Below are 20737 nucleotides of genomic sequence, written 5' to 3'. Positions count from 1 at the left end.
TTCATGACCCAACGTAACGTTGACCCAATCACTTTTGCGGTAGTCAAGAACGCGCTCGACACCATCGTCGACGACATGGCCTTCGCCGTGATGCGCACCGCCCGTTCGCCGATCATTCGCGACGTGCTCGACTATTCGGTCACGATGTGCGACGCGAAAGGCCGCATTCTTGCGCAGGCAAAAACGGTGGCATTGCATCTGGGCGCGGTGCCCGATGCAGTGGACATCATCATCGACAGGTACGCCGCCACGGTCGAACCCGGTGACGTCATCATCCTGAATGATCCGTATGAAGGCGGCATGCACCTGCCAGATATCTTCATGTTCAAGCCGATCTTTCATGAAAAGCGGCTGCAGGGCTTCTCGGTCGTCATCGCGCACCATTGCGATGTCGGTGGGCGCGTGCCGGGCTCCAACGCGGCCGATTCGACCGAAATCTTCCAGGAAGGCCTTCGCATTCCGCCGACCAGGCTCTATCAGCGCGGCGAACCGAACGAGACGCTCATCAACATCATCAAGAAGAACGTGCGGCTTCCGGATCTCGTGCTGGGCGATCTCGATGCGCAGCTTGCTACGTGCAACATCGGCGAACGTGAGTTGCTGCGCATGATCGACCGTTACGGTGAGGAGAATTTGCAAGGCTACTTCGACGAGCTGCTCGATTACGGTGAAAGACTCACGCGTCAGGCGATCGAGGCATGGCCAGACGGCGTCTATCACTTCACGGACTACATCGACAACGACGGCTTCACCGAGGACGCGATTCCCATCAAGTGCGCGATCACGGTGGCGGGATCGAAGGTCAGCGTCGATTTCGCGGGTTCGTCGCCGCAAGTGCGCGGCGCGATCAATTCGACGCTCTCGTTCGTCAAGTCGGCGACGTACCTCAGCGTCCGCTGCGCGCTGGACGCCGACGTGCCCAACAACGCGGGTGTTTATCGCTGCATCGAGATCACCGCGCCTGAAGGTTCGATCCTCAATCCGCGTATGCCGGCTCCGGTGGCTGCGCGCGCACTGACGGGTTATCGCGTGGTCGACTGTGTGCTCGGCGCGCTTGCACAGATCGCACCGAAGAAGGTCATGGCGGCGGGCGAGGGCGGCAACACGGTCATCGCGCTGAGCGGCTATGCGAAGGGCGCGAGCGAGCCGTTCATCCTGGTCGACATGATCAACGGTGCATGGGGCGGCCGCTTCAACAAGGACGGCGTGGAAGGCGTGACGAACCCTTCGCAGAACATGTCGAACATGCCGATCGAGACGCTCGAAGCGCGCTATCCGATCGTGATGGAAGCGTACGGCTTCGCAGCCGATTCGGGTGGCGCGGGCGAATACCGCGGCGGCCTGGGACTCGTGCGCGAGTATCGGATCGAAGCTGACGAAGTGGTCGCGCAAATTCGGTCGGACCGCGCCAACCACGCACCTTATGGCCTGTTCGGTGGCGGCTCCGGAGCCTGCTCCGCGAACTACCTTCGTTCGGAAGAAGGATTGTCCCCGCTTCCCAGCAAGTTCACGCGGACGCTCCATCGTGGCGCGATCATCCGCCACGAGCAGGCCGGCGGCGGTGGTTACGGCAATCCGATGAAACGAACCCTCGACAAAATCGAAGCGGACCTCGCGAACGGCAAGATCTCGCGCGAATACGCAGAGCAGCGCCACAAGGTGGTGTTCGACGGTGACCGGATCGACCGGGCGCGTTCGGACGCCGCACGCAACGCGAAGTGACATCAGGAGAGAACCCGATGAATCAAAGTCTGAAAGATCGCCTGGCTGAGTTGGGCATCGAATTGCCTCAATCCGCGCCGAAGCCGGGAGCGAATTTTCTCCCGGTCAAGAAGGTGGGGAATCTCCTGTACGTGTCGGGCCAGGTACCGGTGCTCGACGGCGTGGATCAATACGTCGGCAAGCTCGGCCGAAACGTCACGCTCGAAGAGGGACAGGCGGCCGCGCGACTCTGCGCCGTCAACATGCTCGCGCAGGTCGATCGCGCGGTAGAAGGCGATTTCAGTCGCGTTGCGGGCTGTGTCCGGCTTGGCGGCTTCGTCAACGCAGCCGAAGACTTTACCGACCATCCGAAGGTCATCAACGGCGCGTCCGATCTCATGGTCGCCGTGCTGGGCGATGCAGGCAGGCATACCCGAGCCGCAGTCGGTTGTATTTCGTTGCCGCGAGGCGTGGCGGTCGAGCTCGATGGAATTTTTGAACTCAAGTAGGCAAAAACCAGCAGGACCTGATCACTGTATTGACTTAACCCCTAAATTGCTGAGGTTGAAAATGCTGCGGATTTCTCAGATTCTTGGTCGCGCGTTGGTCTGTGCGATTGCTGTAGGCGCACTTGCTACGAGCTCGACGGCATACGCGCAGGACGCTGGTAGCTGGCAGAGCGTGAAAAAGGCCGGCGTTCTCCGCTGCGGTGTCGCCACGTCGCCGCCGTACACGATGAAAGACCCGAAGACTGATACATACAGCGGCATCTTTCCAGATCTGTGCCGCCAGTTTGGCGAAAAGGTACTCAAGGTGAAGGTCGAGTATGTCGACACGACCTGGGACAATATCGTTGCCGGACTTCAGTCCGAGAAGTGGGACATGTCGCTCTCTCTGAATGACACGCCCGAGCGCAGAAAGGCCATCTCCTTCTCGGAGCCGGTTGTCGACTACAGCGTGACGTTTGCCTACAACAAGAACAACCCGAAGTTGCCGAAGTCGATCAATTCGATTGCCGACATCGACAAGCCCGGCACGACGGTCACGGTGATGTCCGGTACGGCGCAGGACAAAGCGATCTCCGCCGTCCTGAAGCAGGCGACGATCATGCGTCTGCCGGGCTTCGACGAAACGCGCCTTGCTCTGATGTCCAAACGCGCGGACTTGCTTGCGGATGACAACATGACAAACCTGCTGCTGACGCGTGCTCACCCGGACTGGGCTGTCGCTTTCAAGCCGAATCCGTTGCTGGCACAGCAAGGTATCTGCTTCGGTATTCGCAAGGATACGCCGCCCGCGGACGTCGCCGTTCTCAATCAGTTCATCGAGCAGCAGAAGCAATCCGGTGCAGTGACCAAACTGGTCGATGCGTCGGTTAAAGAGACGATATCCACCACCAGGTGATCGGTGCTAGTAGACGGAACCGCGTTCATCGCGGTTCCGTCATCGGATTCGGACGACGGAAGTGGCCGGTCGGACTTTCGTATATCTGATTGGAGTCCCGAGCGCCCGCGTTGCGCTTCGCAGGAGGAAGTCCTCATCATGTTATCTCAGACACAAGCAGAACCGATGGCGAACCCGAACAATTCCCGGACCATCGCGTCTTTGTCGTCGGTGTCAGGCGATTTTGTACAGTTGAAGAACGTGTACAAGTCGTATGGCGAAAACCTGGTCGTCATGGATCGGATGAGCCTGAACATGCGCGCCGACGACCGACTGGTCGTGATTGGCCCCAGCGGCAGCGGAAAGAGTTCTCTTCTTCGCGTCATGATGGGCCTGGAGGGTGTCCAGGGCGGCGAGATCACGTTTCAGGGAAAGCCTTACATTCGTGGTGCCGATGTCGGCGGCAAACGGATCGATTCGAAGCTGCAAAAGCAGATCGGCATGGTGTTCCAGCACTACACGCTCTTTCCGCACCTCTCCGTGCTGGGCAACCTGATCCTGGCGCCGGTGAAGACACTCGGTCTCGGCAAGGCCGAGGCGACCGAGCGCGCGAGCAAGTACCTCGCGCGACTCGGTCTCGAAAGCAAGCTGCACGCGTATCCCAGCCAGCTTTCGGGCGGTCAGAAGCAGCGCGTCGCGATTGCGCGCGCGCTGATGCTCGAGCCCAAGCTGATGCTCTTCGATGAAGTGACCTCTGCACTCGACCCCGAGATGGTGATCGAAGTGCAGAACGTGATGCTGCAACTGGCCGAGCAGAAGATGGCCATGATCATCGTGACCCACGACATGCACTTCGCCCGTGACATCGCGACGCGAGTCGTGTTTTGCGCGAGCGGCAAGGTGGTGGAAGAGGGCGCACCCGCCGAGATGTTCAAATGCCCGAAGGAAGCGCGTACGCGCGAGTTCCTCGAGAAAGTCCTTCATCTGGATTGAGAGAGCGGACATGGGCTACCAATTCGATTTCAGTTTTCTCCAGGGAAGCGCGGCCGCTCTTCTTCAGGGCCTGAAGGTGACGTTAGAACTGGCTCTGGCTGCCAACGTCATGGGGCTTGTGCTGGGTTTCTTTCTCTGCCTGGTGGTCATGAGCCGCTGGCAGTTCGTGCGCTGGCCGGCACAGCTTTTCATCGAGTTCTTCCGCTGCACCCCGGCGCTGCTTCAGATCGTCTGGTTCTTCTATTGCATTCCGATGATGGTCGACTTCTTCATCGATCCCATCGCGATGGGCGTGCTCGCGCTCGGGTTGAATCTGACGGCCTTCAACGCAGAGGCCTACCGTGCAGGCGTGCAGGCGGTTCCGAAGGAGCAACTCGATGCGTGTGTCGCATTGGGTCTAAAGCCGTGGCAACGAACCTTCTATGTCGTCTTGCCTCAAGCACTGCGCAGCGCGCTGCCGGTACTGATGACTAACGGCATCGGCACGCTCCAGCAAAGCGCGCTGGTTGCGATCGTCGCAGTGGCGGACCTCATGTATGTCGCGAAAAGCCTCGCGACCGAAGCCTATCGGCCGCTGGAAACCTATTCGATTGTCGCGCTGATTTACTTCGCGCTATCGCTTCCGATATCGCGACTTGTCCATGTTATCGAGCGCCGGCAGGACGCCGCAGTAACGCGCTAAGGAGATTGAAATGAATCTGGATCTCGGCATTGTGGCGTCGTACTGGCTCGTTCTGTTGAAGGGCCTGGGCCTTACGATCGCGTTCACCAGTGGTTGTGCGGTGTTGGGAAGCTTGCTCGGCTTTTTTCTCAGCCTGCTTCGCCTGTCACCGTCTCGCTGGGTCAAGGCGCCAACGTGGCTTTATGTGGAGCTTTTTCGCGGAACGCCGCTTCTCATCCAGCTCTTCTGGATCTTTTTCTGCTTTCCCGTGGTGTTTCGCCTGCCGATCCCGCCATATCTTTCGGTCATCATCTCCCTGACGCTCTACATGACTGCGATCACCAGCGAGACGTTTCGCGGCGCGCTTAAGTCGATCTCGGGCGAGCAGCACGATGCCTGCATTGCGTTGAGCCTCTCCCCTCAGACGAAAATCCTGCATGTGATCTTTCCGCAGGCATTGTTGCGTGCCATTCCCCCGCTTCTGTCGAACATCATCAGTCTGTTCAAGGAGAGCGCGTTGATCTCGTCGGTGGGCGTCGCGGACCTGATGTACGTTGGGCAAAGCGCTTCCAATGCGACAGCTCGCCCGCTCGAATTTCTGACTACCGTTGGAATCATCTACTTCGTCGTCGCTTTTCCTTTGACCCGGCTCGTCGGGGTCGTGGAATCGCGATTCCTGCGGCGTTTCGCGTATTGATGCCATACGAACATCAGTTCTACCTGAAGCACGGACGACAACCAAAATGAATTCGGTACCTCGCGAGCAATATTTCACTCCGCAAACGGCCGCTGCGGTGCCGCAGCAGGCGGTGGTCATCGGCGGCGGCATCGTCGGAACCTGCTGTGCCCTGTATCTTCAGCGAAGTGGTTTCAAGGTGACGCTCATCGATCCTGCGGCACCTGGCGACAGCACCGCGAAATGGAGTTGCGGTCAGATTTCTGTCGGCGAGATCATTCCCTTGTCGAAGCCGGGCATTCTGCTCAAAGTGCCGGGATGGCTAATGGATCAGGAAGGCCCGCTCGCGCTGCGGCCAAGTGCGTTGCCGGGAATCGTGCCGTGGTTCCTGCGTTTCCTGTCCTGCGCGCGGCAGTCGAAGATTGTCGATATCGCGACCGCCATGGCTTCGCTCACGAGCGACGTCTTCGCGGACTACGCAAACCTGCTCGATTCCATCGACGACGATACGCTAATCGGCCAACGCCCGATCCTCGAAGTGTTCGACAGCGCGGCAGGCGTCGAGCACGAGCGCCCGCACATCGAACTGAGAAAGTCGTTGGGCTTCGACACACAGATCATTGGACGCGCGGAGATCGACGATCTTGAACCCGCGCTCAAGGGCCGCTTTTCACACGGTTTTCTGCTTCCGCAATGGCGATTCGTCAGTGACACGGAAGCATTCTTGAAGGCGTTGACGGAGAACTTTGTGACGAACGGTGGTCGTCGCGTGCGAAGCGCCGCGGCGCGTATCAACGAAGACGCGGGGCAAGCGACGGGCGTAACGCTCGATAACGGCGAAAGCCTGCCGGCGGCACACGTCGTCCTTGCGGCAGGCGCGGGTTCCCGACGCTTCTTCTCGCAGCTCGCTGTGAACGCTCCGCTCGAAGCCGTCGCCGGCTACCAGGTTCTGGTGCGGAACCCGGAGGTCAAGTTCAAGCACTCCGTTATCTACGCGGACGGCGGTTTCTGCTTCACGCCCATGCTTCGCGGGCTTCAGATTGGCGGGACAATCGAGTTCGCAGGGCGCAATGCAAAGCCGAATTTCAGACGCGCGGAAATCATATTAGCCAAGGCAAAGAAGGTTCTGCCTGAACTGAACACGGCGAAGCATGAGTTCGGTGTGGGCTATCGGCCGTTCCTGCCCGACACGAAACCGATCATCGACCGATCGAAACGTCTGCCGAACGTGCTGCTCGCGCTCGGTCACGGGCAATTGGGCCTGACGCTGGGCGCGACAACCGGACGGCTCATTGCCGATCTCGCTTCCGGGCGAACGCCGAAGCAGGACCTTACCCCCTTCAGCGCCCGGCGGTTTGGATGAGCAACATACGCGGCGCAGCAAGGATTCCGGCAGTTAGGCTATCAAGTGGAATGGGAAGATAAATCATGCGTTGGAAGAAAAGTCTGCAACTGGTTGGGGTTCACTGCGAAGGCGAAATCGGCAAGGTCATCACCGGAGGTGTAGTCGACATTCCCGGCAAGACCATGCTGGACAAGATGAATTACATCAATGAGGTCGACGACAGCATTCGAAGGCTCGTCGTGTTCGAACCGCGTGGATGTTTGCAGATGTCGGTCAATCTGCTGTTGCCCCCGACGCGCCCCGAAGCCCATGCCGGCTTCATCGTTCTGCAGTCGGACAAGGCTCATCCGATGTCGGGCAGCAATTCAATTTGCGTCGTGACGGCACTGCTCGAATTGGGCATGGTGGAAATGCAGGAACCGGAAACGACGGTCGTGCTGGACACCCCAGCGGGGCTTGTGACCGCGCGTGCGACGTGCAAGGACGGCCGATGCGTGGGCGTCTCGCTGGACATGGTTCCCGCCTTCGTAGAACACCTCGACCTGGCCATCGAGACGGATGAATTCGGCACTATCGCAGTCGATGTCGCCTTTGGCGGCGTCTACTATGCCCTCGTCGATGTCGAACAGGTCGGCCTCACGATCGCGCCACAGAACGCGCGTCGACTCGCCGATCTCGGCGTCAAACTTCGCGCAGTCATCAATGAGCAGGTGACGCTGCAGCATCCCTTGTATCCGCAAATCAACCAGCTTGCGTATGTCATGTTCCGCAACCGGCTGTCGGACACCGAGTATCAGACCTGCACGACGTTGCCCCCGGGACGGATCGACCGTTCGCCCTGCGGAACAGGAAGCTCTGCCAACCTTGCGACGCTGGCCGCTCGCGGCAAGGTCGACGTCGGCTCGCAACTGAAATCGAAATCGACCATCGGAAGCGAGTTCAAGGTCGAAATGCTGGGCCGGACCGAAGTAGGCGGGCGGCCCGCCGTCCTGCCGCGTATTCAGGGGCGCGCGTGGATTTACGGCATCGAACAGATCGGCGTGGATCCCGATGATCCGCTAAGCGCGGGTTTCATGTTGAGCGACACATGGGGCGAAGGATTCTGATGGTTTCGGCTCCTTCCCCGGAAATCGGGCTCCAGGCAAACAGGCTTCGAATGTCTTTGCAGACGAATCAGGATCGCAAATGAAGCAGACTATGATTACGGGAAAGACGAGTGTTCTTTTCATGGTGGCTGACCCGATCGAGCAGGTCAGAACGCCCGAGATTTTCAACAAGGTATTTCCGTTGTGCGACCTCGACGCGGTGATGGTTCCGCTGCACGTCGAACCGGTCAACCTTGAAAGCACCATCCGATCGCTATTCAAGTCGAAAACGACACGTGGCATGGTTTTGTCGATTCCCCACAAGACTGCGGCGGCGGGCATTGTCGACCGTCGTTCGAATGGGGCGATCACCGCCAATGCCGTGAACGCGATCCGAAGGGGCGACGACGGCCAATTGGACGGCGACCTGTTCGACGGTACGGGTTTCGCCAAGTCGATGGATCGTTACTCGATGCAATATCGTGGCAAATCGGTGCTGCTGCTTGGTGCGGGCGGTGCCGCCAGCGCGATTGCAGCGGCGCTTGCGGAGGGCGAGGCGGCTCGCATCGCGATCTACGATATTGACGAAGCGAAGGCACAGAGCGTGGCGTCCTCGGTTGCCGAACGCTACGGCATTCCGAGCTCCGCGCAGAAGACAAACGATCCCGGCGGCTTCGAGGTCGTCATCAATGCGACGCCTCTTGGCCTCAAGGCCGATGATCCGCTTCCGATCGCGCCGGAACGGATCGAGCGCTCGGCGATCGTGTGCGACATCCTCATGAAAAACCAGCCGACGCCGCTTTTGCGTGCCGCCATGTCGCGAGGAAACGTCGTGCTGCCCGGGTTCGACATGCTGATCTTGCAATCGCCGCAGTTTCTCGATTTTTTCGGGCTGCATCAGGCAGCCGAGTTCTTGCGACGCGACGACACCATTGCCCGCGACATGCTCTTTCCACCAGAGTTGCGGAATTTGGTGCCGCGTGGCGCGCGTAGCGAACCTTGAGATTCGAATAAGCGGGGTGTTTGCCCGTGCCTCGGCACGGGTTCTTTTTTAGCGGTGAATCTTCGGCACGTTGCGACAGGAACGTCGATCGGCATTCAAGCTGCGGATTCACGAGTTGGTGTTTGATTTTCCAGGAAACGTCAATGACAAAACATACCTTTTCATGCGTTGAAGGCCATACCGAAGGCATGCCGGTGCGCATGGTGGTGAGCGGTGGGCCGGAGTTGCAGGGCGCGACGATGAATCACCGTCGACTGTATTTCGTCGAGAAGTACGACTGGATCCGCCGTGCGTTGATGCTGGAGCCGCGCGGACATGGGCAAATGTCTGGAACCATTTTCTATCCGCCTCTGAGCGCTAGTGCCGATTTTAGCCTCCTGTTCATCGAGACGTCGGGCTGTCTGCCGATGTGTGGGCACGCGACGATCGGGTCAGTGACCTTCGCGCTCGAATCGGGTCTGGTCAAGCCGAAGACGCCGGGTCAGGTGGTGGTCGACGTTCCCGCCGGTCAGGTGACAGCGAAGTATGTGATGAACGGCGATAAGGTCGAATCCGTGCGCTTCACAAATGTGCCGAGCTTCCTGCTTCACAAAGACGTCGAGATCGAAGTGTCCCAGCTCGGCAAACTCAAAGTCGATATCGCATACGGCGGCAACTTCTATCCCATCGTCGAGGTGCAGGAGAACTTCTCTGGTTGCGAACACTTCACGCCTGAGCAACTGCTGGAAATGGGACGTGAGGTTCAGCAACGCGTGAACCAGGCGCTCGACGTGATTCATCCGGACAATCCGCAGATTCGTGGCGTCAAGCATTGCATGTGGACGGGGCGCGCCGTCGCCGGCGACTCACATGCACGCGCAGTCGTGATCGCGGGTAACCTGATCATCGACCGATCTCCGTGCGGCACGGGCACGTCCGCGCGAGTCGCGCAACGATTCGCGCGCGGTCTGTTGTGCGAGGGTGAAGAGTTCCGTCACGAGAGTCTGATTCTGAGCCGCTTCATTGGCCGCGTGGAATCGAAGACGCGCCTGGAAAGCGGACTCGATGCGGTGTATCCGAGCGTCGAAGGGCGCGCCTATATCACCGGTCGTGGAGAGCATTACGTCGATGACACGCAGCCCTATGCTCAAGGCTTCGATCTGTCGGAGTTCGCGAAGCTGAGCGTTTGATTGCGCAGGCACACGATGCGTCGTGCGCCTGATGTCGCAAAGCATTTCGCCCCATGGTCGAGCTAATCGGTCATGGGGCGAATCTCATTGGCCCCGGCAAAACCGGGGCTTACGAGCAAAGGCGGAATCAAAGTGCCGGCTTTTCCCAAAGGTTGAGCGACTGTCCGATACCCTTGTCGAGGGCGTTCCGATACAGTTCGAACCCCCAGCTGATATCGAACACGGCCATGCCGCAAGCGATGAAGATCACGCGCTCCTTCTCGTTTTCGCGGCCGGGTTTCACACCATTAACGACATCGCCAAGACCGGTGGAGTCGGCAAGCGAAGGAAGCTTGCCGGCATCGATGAGGCGATAGAACGGGCCGCCGATCACGCCCCCGTAATAAGCATCCTTGTTCCCAGACGCAATGGCATCCTCGACATAGGCTTCCTGCAACGGCGTGTGATCGAACACGATCTTGCAGCTCATCAGGAACGATTCATCCGTATTGAACGGGCCGGAAACCAGAATGGCGGCTCCATCCTTGATCCATTCGTCCTTGAAATACAGCGGCTTCAGACGCGACGCCGCGATGGTGATCACGTCGGCATCGCGGAAGCCTTTCTCGGCTTCGTCGACGCCAATGGCGCCGACCCCGTACGTCGCCTCGACCCAGCGGGCGAATTCGTTCGCCTTGTCGAGGAATACGTCAAAGCACACGACCTTTTCGATGCCCTTGAGCTGCGTCATGATGGCTGTGAAGCATGCCTTGTTGATCGGGCCGCAGCCGATGACCGACGCCGTTTTCGCATCTTTGTTCACGAGGTATTTGGCGGCTACGCCCGGCACCGCGCCGGTGCGCGCGGCACTGAGAAGATTTGCCGACATAAGCGACAGCGGCGCGCCGGTGTCCTTGTCGTTGAGCATCATCGTGAGAATGGAGCGGGGCAGCCCTTTCTGCGCGTTGGCGTGATTGGAGCCATACCACTTGTTGCCGCATACGTCGAATCGGCCGCCGAGATAGCCGGGCATCGCGGCAAATCGGCGGTCCGGGCCCGCCACCGGCATGTTGGGGAACTTCGTTTCTTTCGGGAAGACGATGTTCATCCCGTGATTGTTATGATTGGCGCCGCCCATCAGATAGTCGCCTTTGCCCAGCAAGCTGAAGGTCTCTTCACAGACAGAGACACAGCGCGCGGCATCGAGAACACCGGCTTCGATCATGTCGGGTTCGGACAGGTACAGAAAGTCGATCTTGGGATACATGGAGATTCCTCTTCAGAAGAAGGCGTGGGGTCTGACGCGTGGTCAGCGGTTCGAATCAAAAACGCAGGAGCGGCGAGATGTCGTAAAGACGACATGCGGCACTACGTGCATTGGCGCGCATGAGGAAGTTCAACTTTTCGATGCGTTCGCCCGAGCGCGGCGCACCGTTCTTCTGGAACGGGACCTCCAGACCAACGGAGAAATCCATCACGACGTCGTCGACGACACCACCGGAACGGCCCGACGGCACGGCGATCATCCCGTGCTCTTGCGCGAAGCGGTACGCATCCATGGCTTCCGTAACCGTGCCGACCTGATTAGGTTTGAGCACGAAACCGTCTACCGCGCGCGTCTCGTGCGCGCGGCGCAGCAACTCGAGGCTTGTCACGGTGAGGTCGTCGCCCAGGACGATGGTGCGCTTGAGTTCGCGCACGGCCTGGCTGTAGCCGCTCCAGTCGTTCTCGTCGAGCAGGTCCTCGATGAAGACAAGATTGAAGCGCTCCGTCAGATATTTGGCGTAGGCGATCAGCTCATCCGAAGAAACACGCTCTCCCTTCAGGAGATAGCGCCCGGTTTGCTTGTCATACATCTCGCTCGATGCGCAGTCGAGAGCGAACGCAATACGATTCGTATAACCGCATTCGTCGATCGCCTTCTGCATCAGCGTCAGGATCATTTCCGGATCTTCGGACGGCGCGGCATAGCCGTAGGAGCTCGCCACTTGCGGCTTATGCCCGAGATACGCAGTCAGAACATCGCCGAGTTTCTGAAACACAGTCACGGCCATCTCGATCGAGAAGTCGATGCTGTCGGTGTCGTAAGGCACGATGAGAAACTCGTTGAACGCCTGCGTGTAGCCTTCGTAGCGACCACCGTTGACGACGTTGAAGCAGGGCACGGGAACGGTCCTGATGTCACGGCCAGCAATGTGTTCGTAGAGCGGAATGGCACGGGCATCGGCCGCGGCGCGAAAGGCCGCGATGGAAGCCGAATAGATGGTGTTGCCGCCCAGGCGATGCTTGTCTGGCGTGCCATCGAGCGCGATCATCTTTTCGTCGATGGCGCGTTGATCGAAGACGTTCATGCCGATCAACTCGGGCCCGATGATCTTGACCGCGTTTTCCACGGCTTTGTGCACGCTGAGCCCTTGATACGTTGACGGATCGCCGTCCCGCAGGACGAATGACTCGTGCATGCCAACGGACGTACCCGTGGGTGCGGCGCCACGTCCTACGGCGCCGCTTTCGGTTCGAATCTCGACCTCGACGGCGGGACGGCATTTGCAGTCGATGATTTGCTGCGCGCGAACGGAGGCAATCTTGTCTTCCATTACTTGCGCTCCTTCGATGCGGGAACGTAGAGGATGTTCAGGTCGCACAGATTGGTTCCCGTGTTGCCCGTGAAGATGGCTGAGTCGATGGCGGACAGCGCTTCGTAACAGCTATGCTCGCGCAAGGCCTGATAGAGACTGATTCCCTTTGCGGCGGCGGCCTTGAAGCTGGTGGAGTCCGCAATCCCGCCAGCGACCTTTGCCGTGCCGTCTGTTCCTTCGCTGTCGATGGAGAGCAGACACGCGCCTTGGGTCTTTTCCGCGGTGATGGCGAAGCTCACGGTCATCTCCTGGCCAGGGCCGCCATGACCTTTGATGATGCTGTTGTCATCAATCAGCGTCGTCACTTCGCCCGAGCTCAGAAGCACGCAGGGCGGTTTGATCGGATTGCCGTAGGTCTGGATTTCGCGCGCGATCGACGCGAGGAAAGTCCCGGCGTCGCGGCTTTCGCCTTCGAGGAACGACGACACGATCATCGCCGGAATGCCCATTTCGTTGCAGACTTCTTTGGCGTAGATGCAGGAGTCCGGCAGCGTGTTCAGCAGGAAGTAGGTGTTGTCGGGGAATGCCTTCGGCGTCTCGCCTTCGGGACCCGCGTTCATCAGGTAATCGACGACGCTCCTGGGCAAGCGATGCGCCACATCGCGATTGACGATCGTCGCGCGCGCATCGTCGAGCGTTGTCATGTCGGGGCCGATCGGCGTGCTCTTGTAGGCCGCATAGGGCACGGCGATATCGCCCGTGGCGGGAGAACCGACCGCATCGCTGATTCCGAAGCCGATCAGTTCCGCGCCGACCGCCTGAATGCGTTTGGCCAGCATGCCGCCGTTGAGTGCCGAGATATGACGGCGCACGGCATTGATCTCGTAGATGCCTGCGCCGGACTTCAAAAGCACGTCGGTTGTATCGATCTCGTCCTGCAACGAGATGCCGTCGATGGGACAGGACATCAGCGCCGAACTGCCGCCGCTGATGACCGCGATGAAGAGATCGTCCGGGCCCGCCTGATCCACAAGTTCGATGATCTTGCGCGACGCGCGATGCCCTTCCTCGTTCGGCAGCGGATGACCACCGACGAACACTTCCGTCTTGTTGAAGCGGTCCGATTCCTCGTGAATCTTCACGATGGCGATGCCGTACGTCAGCCGATCGCCGAGCACGTGATCGACCGCCATCGCCATGTGATTGCAGGCCTTGCCAGCGCCGATCAGGTACACGTTGCGCTTTTTCGACAGGTCCCACGAGCGCGTGCCGATGTGCAACGTGTCGCCATCGAGACGCATGATGCTTTGAATGCGTCGATAGCTGTCCAGACGTTCGAGCGTGCCGTCGGCGATATCGAGGACGATGCGCCGGGACTCGACATCGCCATGAGAAAGAATCTCTGCGGAATTACGTATCTTGTTCATACGAGGTTCGGTGAAGGGTGGCCATAAGGTAAGTGCAATTTAGGCAATCACCCTGCACAGATACATGTACACTTGGGCAAGCTGGCGGATCGCTGTACAGGCTCCGTGACCTACACACATGTGCCTAAGTTTCGAGTCCCCGTATGAAGCCCGTTCTTTCGCTGGATCCCGGTTCCGGGATGTCCCTCACCATGCAGATCGTGGCGGGCATCATCGTCGAGGTCGACGAGAAGCGCTGGCGGCCCGGCGCGCGCGTGCCGAGCATTCGTGCGTTCGCGCTCGCGCATGGCGTGTCGACCTTCACCGTGGTGGAGGCGTATGACCGGCTCGTCGCGCAAGGTGTGCTGGTGGCGCGTCGCGGCTCGGGCTTCTATGTATCGGAGCGACGCCTGGGTGCGCCCGCGCAGGCGGCGGAAAAGCTCGACGAAAAGGTCACGAACGGATGGCTCGTGCGAAATTTCCTCGTTGCGAGCGAAGGGGCCATTCATGCGGGCGCGGGCTGGCTTCCGGAAACATGGTTCGATAGCGAAGGCATCGCGCGCTCGCTCAGGCAGCTTGCGGCGCACCCTGAGCATCTTCTGGGCTATGGGCATGCGCGGGGCTTCGACCGGCTGCGCGAACAGATCGTGCGTCAACTCGCGGAATACGAAATCGAAACCGATGTCGGCGGGGTCATGACCACGCTGGGTGCGAATCAGGCACTCGATCTCGTGATTCGCCAGTTCACGCAGCCCGGCGATATCGTCATGGTGGACGAGCCTTGCTATAGCGATCTTCTGGTGGCGCTGCGCATGCGCGATGTCGAAACCATCGGCATTCCGATGAAGCCCACGGGCCCGGATGTGGCCGTGCTGGAAGCCACGCTCGAGACGCATCGCCCGAAGCTCTACTTCACGAACAGCCGGCTGCACAATCCGACGGGAGCCAGTTACAGTTCCGCGGCCGCCTACAAGGTGCTGAAAATCGCCGAACGCCACGGCTGCCTGATCGTCGAGGACGATGTCTCGGCCGACCTCGTGCAAGGCGCGCACTTCACGCTCGCATCGATGGATCAGTTGAAGAACGTCATCTATGTGGGCAGCTTTTCGAAGACCATTGGCGCGGGCTTGCGCGTGGGCTTCGTGGTCGCGGATCACGATGTGGTCGAAGGCCTGCTTTATCAAAAGCTCGTGTCGGGGATGTCGACGCCGACGGTGACCGAGCGCCTCGTCAGCGCGGTCCTGTCGGAAGGCCATTACCGGAAGCAGACGGAGCAATTGCGCGACCGCCTCGGAGCCGCGCAGGAGAAGACTTGCCGCAGGCTCGAAGCGAGTGGCTTCGAAGTGTTCTGCGAACCGCGCTCCGGCATGTTCCTTTGGGCCAGGCCGAGCGGCATCGACGCGGATTCGTCCCGGCTGGCGGAACTCGCGCTGCAGCAGAAGATCCTGCTGGCGCCTGGACATCTGTTCTTTGCGGGCCGCATGAAAATGAGCTGGCTCAGGTTCAACGTGGCGCATTGCAACTTCGACCGTCTGTTTAGCTTCCTCGCGGATTCTGTCGGCCGCTGAGCGCTCGCGCGCCATCTTTCCAAGTGTGCAGTTCCCGCCGCCTGTACAGGTATCGCGGCCTGTACATGTCCCGCCTGATTTCAGCGCGTGAGCATGTGCTGATCGGGAACACAGGGAGAGAGAACATATGAGCGATGACCTTTCGCGCTTCGCGATCAATCAGATCACGACGCCCAAATGGACCATGCCCGAAGCGCTCGAAGGCTACAAGCGCCAGGGAATCAGCGGCATTGCGGTGTGGAGGCAGTTTCTGGAAGCCTACGGCGTTGCGCAAACGCGCAAGCATCTCAGGCAACTCGAGATGTGGGTGCCGTCGCTGTGCACGAGCGAATGGCTCAATGTCGGTGTGGGCAAGAGCATGACGGCCGCGATCGACACGAATCGGCGTCTGCTCGATGCCGCCGCGGAGATCGGCGCGGCCTGTCTGATGATGGTGGTAGGCGGCATGCCGCCCGACAGCAAGGACATTGCGGGCCAGCGCGCCCGCGTGCGCGATGCGCTTTTCGCCTTGTTGCCGCATGCGCGTGAAGTCGGCGTCAAACTCGGCCTCGAGCCATTGCATCCGATGTACGCCGGCGACCGCAGCGTGCTGAATTCGATCAAGGTCGCCAACGACCTGTGCGATGAACTCGGCGACGGCGCGGGTCTCGTTCCTGACGTGTATCACTGCTGGTGGGACCCGGTCTTCGAGGCTGAGCTTCGTCGCGCGGGTCCGGAACGCATCATCACCTTCCACTATTGCGACTGGCTCGTACCGACGCGAAACCTGCGCGACCGCGGCATGGTCGGCGATGGCGTAATCGATATTCCCCGCATCAAGGGATGGCTGGACGATATCGGCTACGCGGGGCCGTTCGAACTGGAAGTCTTCTCCGAGCTGGACTGGTGGGAGCGGCCGCCGGAGGAGACGGTTCGCGTGGCTGTCGAACGATGCGGGCCGCATGTGGGCGCGCCTTCTTTCAATCGGGCCTGAGCGCCGTCGATTTCCCTTCAGGAAAGACCATGAATCGCTTATCCATCGGGAAAAGCGTGCGTGACGACGCGCGCGCGGATGCAGAGGACGCGGAAGAAAAGACGCAGGACAGCGGGAGTCATGCTCGCTTGCGTGATTACGCGGCTGCTCAGTACGACTGGATGGATCATCACTCGACATTCGAAACGAGCGAATGGTGATCATGGCGCGGCAAATATAAGTCCGCAAGATTCGTCACCCCTAAACCTGCGAACCCATGTCTACCCGCCCCATCGCTCCCGCCGGCCGCCTTTGCGCGGCCGAAAGCGCCAGCCTTGACGCGCTCTATCGCAAAGTGACTGCGCGCCTGCTGACGCTGTTCTTCTTCTGCTTCTTCGCGGCTTACCTCGATCGCGTCAACATCGGACTGGCGAAACTTCAGATGCTCGATGCGCTCGGTTTCAGCGACCGCGTCTATGGTCTCGGCGCGGGGCTTTTCTTCGTTGGATACATCGCGTTCGAGATACCCAGCAATCTCGTGCTGGAAAAGGTGGGCGCGAAGGTCTGGATCGCGCGCGTCATGATTACATGGGGCGCGCTTTCGGCCGCGACCATGTTCGTCCGAACGCCATTGCAGTTTTACATCGTGCGATTTCTGCTCGGCGCGGCCGAAGCGGGCTTCGTGCCGGGCGTGCTGCTGTATCTGTCGCAATGGTTTCCCTACGAGCGGCGTGCGCGAATCGTTGCATTGTTCATGATCGCCATGCCGGTTTCCAGCCTCCTTGGCAACCCGTTGTCCGGCTGGCTGATGAACGCGATGGACGGCGTGCGCGGCATCGGTGGCTGGCAGTGGATGTTTCTGCTCGAAGCGCTGCCATCGATCGCGCTGGGCGTCTTCGTGCTGCTGTGGCTGCCGAACCGTATCGAGAAGACGTCGTGGCTCACGACCGACGAGAAGCGAATCCTGCTCGGCAATCTCGACAGCCATCCGCATGTCGAGAAGATCTCGTCGCTGAAACACGTATTCATCGACCGACGACTCTGGATTCTTGGCCTCATCGACGCCTGCATCATGATCGGCGTGTATGCGACGAGCTTCTGGCTACCGTCGATCCTGCACGACACCGGTGTGCACGATCCGCTTTCGATCGGACTCTGGATGGTGCTGCCGAACGCGGCCGCCGTGTTCAGCATGCTGTGGTGCGGGCGAAGTTCCGACCGCGCACGCGAACGCCGCTGGCACATGGCGGTGCCGTGTCTGATTGCAGGCTGCGGGCTTTTTGTCACGGCGCTAACGCCTCACACGACGCTCGCGACTGTCGTGCTGTTCTCCCTCATCAATGCGGGGGCGGCGGCGACCATACCCGTCATCTGGACGCTGCCGCCTACGTTCCTCAAAGGGACGGGCGCGGCAGCTGGCATCGCGATGATCACGTCGCTCGCCAATCTGGGCGGCTTCATCGGCACTTATATTCTGGGGTGGCTGAAGGAAGAACTCCATTCGCAGCGGGTGGGGCTGCTTGGGTTCGGCGTGTGCATGCTGATCGGATGCGCACTGGCGCTTGCCTATCCGAAGAGTGACGGCGCACGGGGGGATTCATGATACGTCGGCTGGCGACGATGCTGAAATGCCCTGGGGAACGCGCGTGCGAGCCATGTCCGCTGACGTCGGTAATGTCGGCGACACCGCTTGGTTTTGCCGTAAGCGCGCATTACGACGCCAGCGCGATACCCTCGGCGCATCGGTGCGAATGCAATGAGCGATGCATCGGTCAGCGTGAAAACGATACTGACAACGCAGATTCCTGATTCAAACTTTACCGGTAATGTTCAGCGTCTTCGACTACGAAGTCAATTCAGTGTGAATATGGGTGTTTCCGGGTCAGTGGCTCACGCGCCCGCCGCCCCGTCATGGCGGGCGGTCGGGCGCGTGGGATGGATCAAATCGCTCGCCCTTGGCTAGCATCGCCCAGAGGATGCACGCGTGTTTGTTTGCTACGGCAACGAGGGTCCTGTAGTTGCCCACGCGCGCGTGCAGCTGAACGATCCAGCGGGACAGCCGGTCATCACGTCGGGGCGCGGTGAGGTCGCGGCTCGGGCGGATCACCCGACAGTGACCGTGGATTCACGGCTGAAAAAGGATGCGAGTCCAGGTTGCGAGAGGGCTTCCGATCGTGAAAGTGTTGAACCCCGATTCACAATGCCAGCAAGCGGCGCAGGTGCCGGAAAGGCCGGATCGCCTCGATAACAGGTAAGGGATCAGACTGTTCGGATAGCGACGCTGCGCGCAGAGAAAAGCAGGGAGAAAAATTATCGAAAATTGCTGGCATTTCGATCGGAATTTGCAGAAAGGTCCTCGCTGCTGATTTTGGCTACGGTGCCGCGTCATTACGATGGTTACAGGGCGAGCGCAGTGTTGCTGAGCCCAACGGGTCACGGGTTCTGCCGACCCGATCCCCAGCCAACCTATCGTGAGTACGACCATGCAACTATCCCGGCCATTGATTTGCCTCGCGTCGCTGACGCTTGCCCTGCAACCTCTCGCGGCTCATGCGGACCTGACGGTAAAGATCGGGCAGGTTTCCCCGCTGACTGGCGAGTTGTCCCACATCGGAAAGGATGATGAAAACGGTGTGCGGCTTGCGATCGAAGATCTAAACAGCAAGAAGATTCGCATTGGCGGCCAAAGCGTGACATTCGTGCTCGACTCGCAGGACGATGCGGCCGATCCCAAGACGGCGGTGACTGTCGCCCAGAAGCTGATGGACGATGGTGTGGCGGGTGTAGTTGGCCATGCGAACTCCGGAACGTCGATACCTGCGTCCAAAATTTACTCGGATGCGGGGGTGCCGATGATCACCGAATCGGCAACCAATCCGAAGCTTACACAGCAAGGATTCACGAACGTGTTCCGTATGGTTGCGAATGACGTGAGGCAGGGCTCGGTCATCGGCGCGTATCTGGTCCACGATCTTGGCGCGCGTAAGGTCGCCATCGTCGACGACCGTACGGCTTATGGGCAAGGTCTTGCCGATGAGATCGAAAAGTCAGTCAAGGCTGCCGGAGGCAACGTGGTCGCGCGTGAATTCGGCACCGACAAGACAACGAACTGGATGGCGATTCTCACGACCATCAAGAGCCATCAACCAGAAGGTATCGCTTTCACGGGTGGCGACACGCAAGCCGCGGCGTTCGTCCAGCAGGCACAGAAGCTTGGGTTGAAGGTCAAGTTCATTGCAGGCGATGAAGCGTGTACCCCGCAGTTCATCAAGCTGGCCGGCGCCTCGATGAACAACGATATCTATTGCACGCTTGCAGGCGTCCCACCCACAAAGATGCCGCAAGGACCGGAATTCTTCAGGCGCTATCAGCAGCGCTTCGGTGTTCCCGTGCAGCTATACGCCCCTTACGCCTATGACGCGGTGTTCGCGATGGCCGACGCAATGCAGGCTGCCGGATCCACTGACCCGAAGGTGTATCTCCCGAAGCTGCGCGCTTTGAAGCTGAACGGAGTGACGGGCGCGATCCAGTTCGACGGAAAGGGCGATATCCGCAACGGCGCAATTACGGTTCGCCAGTTTGACCAGGGCAACTGGACCGACAAGTCAGTCGTCCGTTGACGGCCTCACCCGCCCTCGGGCGCCACGGGTACACCGAGCCCCACCTTCACGCTGCTCATGCTCACCAGCGTCTTGAAGCGTTTGACGTTGTTGTTTGAAAAGAACAGTTTCCGTGTGAGGGCCGTGTACTCCTCCATGTTGCGAACCGTCAGAATCAGCACGAAGTCCCACTCGCCAGCGACGTAGTAGCACTGCTGGATTTCCGGGCACTGCGTGAAGGTGCGTTTCATCGAGTCGAGCAGATCGATCTGCTCGCTCTCGACCTCAACCGTCGCGATGATTGTCAGCGGATAGCCGACCTTCTCGGGCGCGACAATGGCGGCGTAGTTGCGAATGACGCCTTCTTCCGACAGGCGTCGCAATCGGCGATTGACGGCAGCCGTAGACAGATTGACGCGTGCGCCGAGTTCGTTTTGAGGAATGTGCGCGTCGCGTTGGACTTCCATCAATAGCTTCAGATCAAAGGCGTCCAGGCTGGGTGTCATGAATTTTCAGCCAGAAAGTCAAAACAAAGATATTTTTGCACGGAAGCCCTTCATTTCGACATTTTTTCTAGCACCGCAAACAATATTATCTCCGTGATCGACATGCACGTTCCGCGAACTTCATACAAGGGC

At 59.7% G+C, this 20737-nt stretch carries 19 protein-coding genes and 1 pseudogene; 15 read left to right on the top strand and 5 right to left on the bottom strand.

What is annotated here, in order from left to right; all coding sequences use genetic code 11:
* Window positions 1–3 precede the first annotated feature (3 nt).
* The 10 genes from FRZ40_RS39335 to FRZ40_RS39290 all read left to right on the top strand — a co-directional run bounded on the left by FRZ40_RS39335 (window position 4) and on the right by FRZ40_RS39290 (window position 10016).
* A complete protein-coding gene (locus FRZ40_RS39335) occupies window positions 4–1722 on the top strand; it encodes a hydantoinase B/oxoprolinase family protein (RefSeq protein WP_147237892.1) in 1719 nt (572 codons plus the stop codon).
* A gap of 17 nt (window positions 1723–1739) precedes the next feature.
* Window positions 1740–2210: a RidA family protein gene (locus FRZ40_RS39330; RefSeq protein ID WP_028367259.1), complete on the top strand. Its 471-nt coding sequence runs from the start codon at window positions 1740–1742 to the stop codon at window positions 2208–2210.
* Window positions 2211–2271: 61 nt separating this feature from the next.
* Complete coding sequence (locus tag FRZ40_RS39325) at window positions 2272–3105, top strand: substrate-binding periplasmic protein (RefSeq protein ID WP_147237891.1); 834 nt, start codon at window positions 2272–2274, stop codon at window positions 3103–3105.
* Window positions 3106–3270: 165 nt separating this feature from the next.
* Window positions 3271–4077, top strand: a complete 807-nt coding sequence (locus FRZ40_RS39320; RefSeq protein ID WP_147237890.1) for an amino acid ABC transporter ATP-binding protein — start codon at window positions 3271–3273, stop codon at window positions 4075–4077.
* A gap of 10 nt (window positions 4078–4087) precedes the next feature.
* On the top strand, window positions 4088–4759 hold the full coding sequence (locus tag FRZ40_RS39315) for an amino acid ABC transporter permease (RefSeq protein ID WP_028367256.1): 672 nt from the start codon (window positions 4088–4090) through the stop codon (window positions 4757–4759).
* 10 nt (window positions 4760–4769) lie between these two features.
* On the top strand, window positions 4770–5435 hold the full coding sequence (locus tag FRZ40_RS39310) for an amino acid ABC transporter permease (protein WP_147237889.1): 666 nt from the start codon (window positions 4770–4772) through the stop codon (window positions 5433–5435).
* Between the two features lie 46 nt (window positions 5436–5481).
* Window positions 5482–6777 (top strand): NAD(P)/FAD-dependent oxidoreductase, encoded by a 1296-nt coding sequence (locus FRZ40_RS39305; protein ID WP_147237888.1) that lies wholly within the window; start codon window positions 5482–5484, stop codon window positions 6775–6777.
* 65 nt (window positions 6778–6842) lie between these two features.
* Entirely contained in the window at window positions 6843–7865 is a 1023-nt protein-coding gene (locus tag FRZ40_RS39300; protein ID WP_147237886.1) for a proline racemase family protein, read from the top strand.
* Window positions 7866–7944: 79 nt separating this feature from the next.
* On the top strand, window positions 7945–8847 hold the full coding sequence (locus FRZ40_RS39295) for a shikimate dehydrogenase family protein (RefSeq protein WP_240057472.1): 903 nt from the start codon (window positions 7945–7947) through the stop codon (window positions 8845–8847).
* Window positions 8848–8990: 143 nt separating this feature from the next.
* Complete coding sequence (locus FRZ40_RS39290) at window positions 8991–10016, top strand: 4-hydroxyproline epimerase (RefSeq protein ID WP_147237884.1); 1026 nt, start codon at window positions 8991–8993, stop codon at window positions 10014–10016.
* A gap of 127 nt (window positions 10017–10143) precedes the next feature.
* Here the strand turns inward: FRZ40_RS39290 and FRZ40_RS39285 are convergent, their stop codons facing one another.
* Genes FRZ40_RS39285 through FRZ40_RS39275 form a run of 3 tightly spaced genes read right to left on the bottom strand, consistent with a single transcriptional unit; the run spans window position 10144 to window position 14001 of the window.
* The gene (locus FRZ40_RS39285) at window positions 10144–11262 is read right to left on the bottom strand and encodes a tyramine oxidase subunit B (RefSeq protein WP_147237882.1); all 1119 of its coding nucleotides are present in this window, start codon (window positions 11260–11262) and stop codon (window positions 10144–10146) included.
* A gap of 55 nt (window positions 11263–11317) precedes the next feature.
* Window positions 11318–12592, bottom strand: a complete 1275-nt coding sequence (gene eno, locus FRZ40_RS39280) for a phosphopyruvate hydratase (RefSeq protein ID WP_147237880.1) — start codon at window positions 12590–12592, stop codon at window positions 11318–11320.
* Window positions 12592–14001: a glycerate kinase type-2 family protein gene (locus tag FRZ40_RS39275; RefSeq protein WP_147237878.1), complete on the bottom strand. Its 1410-nt coding sequence runs from the start codon at window positions 13999–14001 to the stop codon at window positions 12592–12594. Before FRZ40_RS39275 ends, eno begins: the two co-directional genes overlap by 1 nt.
* 143 nt (window positions 14002–14144) lie before the next feature.
* Here FRZ40_RS39275 and FRZ40_RS39270 point away from each other — a divergent pair, with 143 nt between their 5' ends.
* The 4 genes from FRZ40_RS39270 (at window position 14145) to FRZ40_RS39260 (ending at window position 18103) form a co-directional block, all read left to right on the top strand.
* The gene (locus tag FRZ40_RS39270) at window positions 14145–15548 is read left to right on the top strand and encodes an aminotransferase-like domain-containing protein (RefSeq protein WP_147237876.1); all 1404 of its coding nucleotides are present in this window, start codon (window positions 14145–14147) and stop codon (window positions 15546–15548) included.
* 127 nt (window positions 15549–15675) lie between these two features.
* Window positions 15676–16521 (top strand): sugar phosphate isomerase/epimerase family protein, encoded by an 846-nt coding sequence (locus FRZ40_RS39265; protein ID WP_147237875.1) that lies wholly within the window; start codon window positions 15676–15678, stop codon window positions 16519–16521.
* Between the two features lie 29 nt (window positions 16522–16550).
* Entirely contained in the window at window positions 16551–16721 is a 171-nt protein-coding gene (locus FRZ40_RS44240) for a hypothetical protein (RefSeq protein WP_158647076.1), read from the top strand.
* Between the two features lie 56 nt (window positions 16722–16777).
* Window positions 16778–18103 (top strand): MFS transporter, encoded by a 1326-nt coding sequence (locus FRZ40_RS39260; RefSeq protein WP_147237873.1) that lies wholly within the window; start codon window positions 16778–16780, stop codon window positions 18101–18103.
* A 306-nt stretch (window positions 18104–18409) separates the two neighbouring features.
* Here FRZ40_RS39260 and FRZ40_RS46480 read toward each other — a convergent pair.
* Window positions 18410–18583, bottom strand: a pseudogene (locus tag FRZ40_RS46480) (IS110 family transposase); the annotation flags it as partial.
* Between the two features lie 400 nt (window positions 18584–18983).
* Between FRZ40_RS46480 and FRZ40_RS39250 the strand changes: the two are divergent.
* Window positions 18984–20120 (top strand): branched-chain amino acid ABC transporter substrate-binding protein, encoded by a 1137-nt coding sequence (locus tag FRZ40_RS39250; RefSeq protein ID WP_147238541.1) that lies wholly within the window; start codon window positions 18984–18986, stop codon window positions 20118–20120.
* 5 nt (window positions 20121–20125) lie between these two features.
* Here FRZ40_RS39250 and FRZ40_RS39245 read toward each other — a convergent pair whose 3' ends face one another.
* On the bottom strand, window positions 20126–20605 hold the full coding sequence (locus FRZ40_RS39245) for an Lrp/AsnC family transcriptional regulator (protein ID WP_147237870.1): 480 nt from the start codon (window positions 20603–20605) through the stop codon (window positions 20126–20128).
* Window positions 20606–20737 lie beyond the last annotated feature (132 nt).

Source organism: Paraburkholderia azotifigens (assembly GCF_007995085.1).
GTDB lineage: Bacteria > Pseudomonadota > Gammaproteobacteria > Burkholderiales > Burkholderiaceae > Paraburkholderia > Paraburkholderia azotifigens.
The sequence above is the reverse complement of the archived record's forward strand: the minus strand, read 5'-3'. Positions and strand labels throughout refer to the sequence as shown.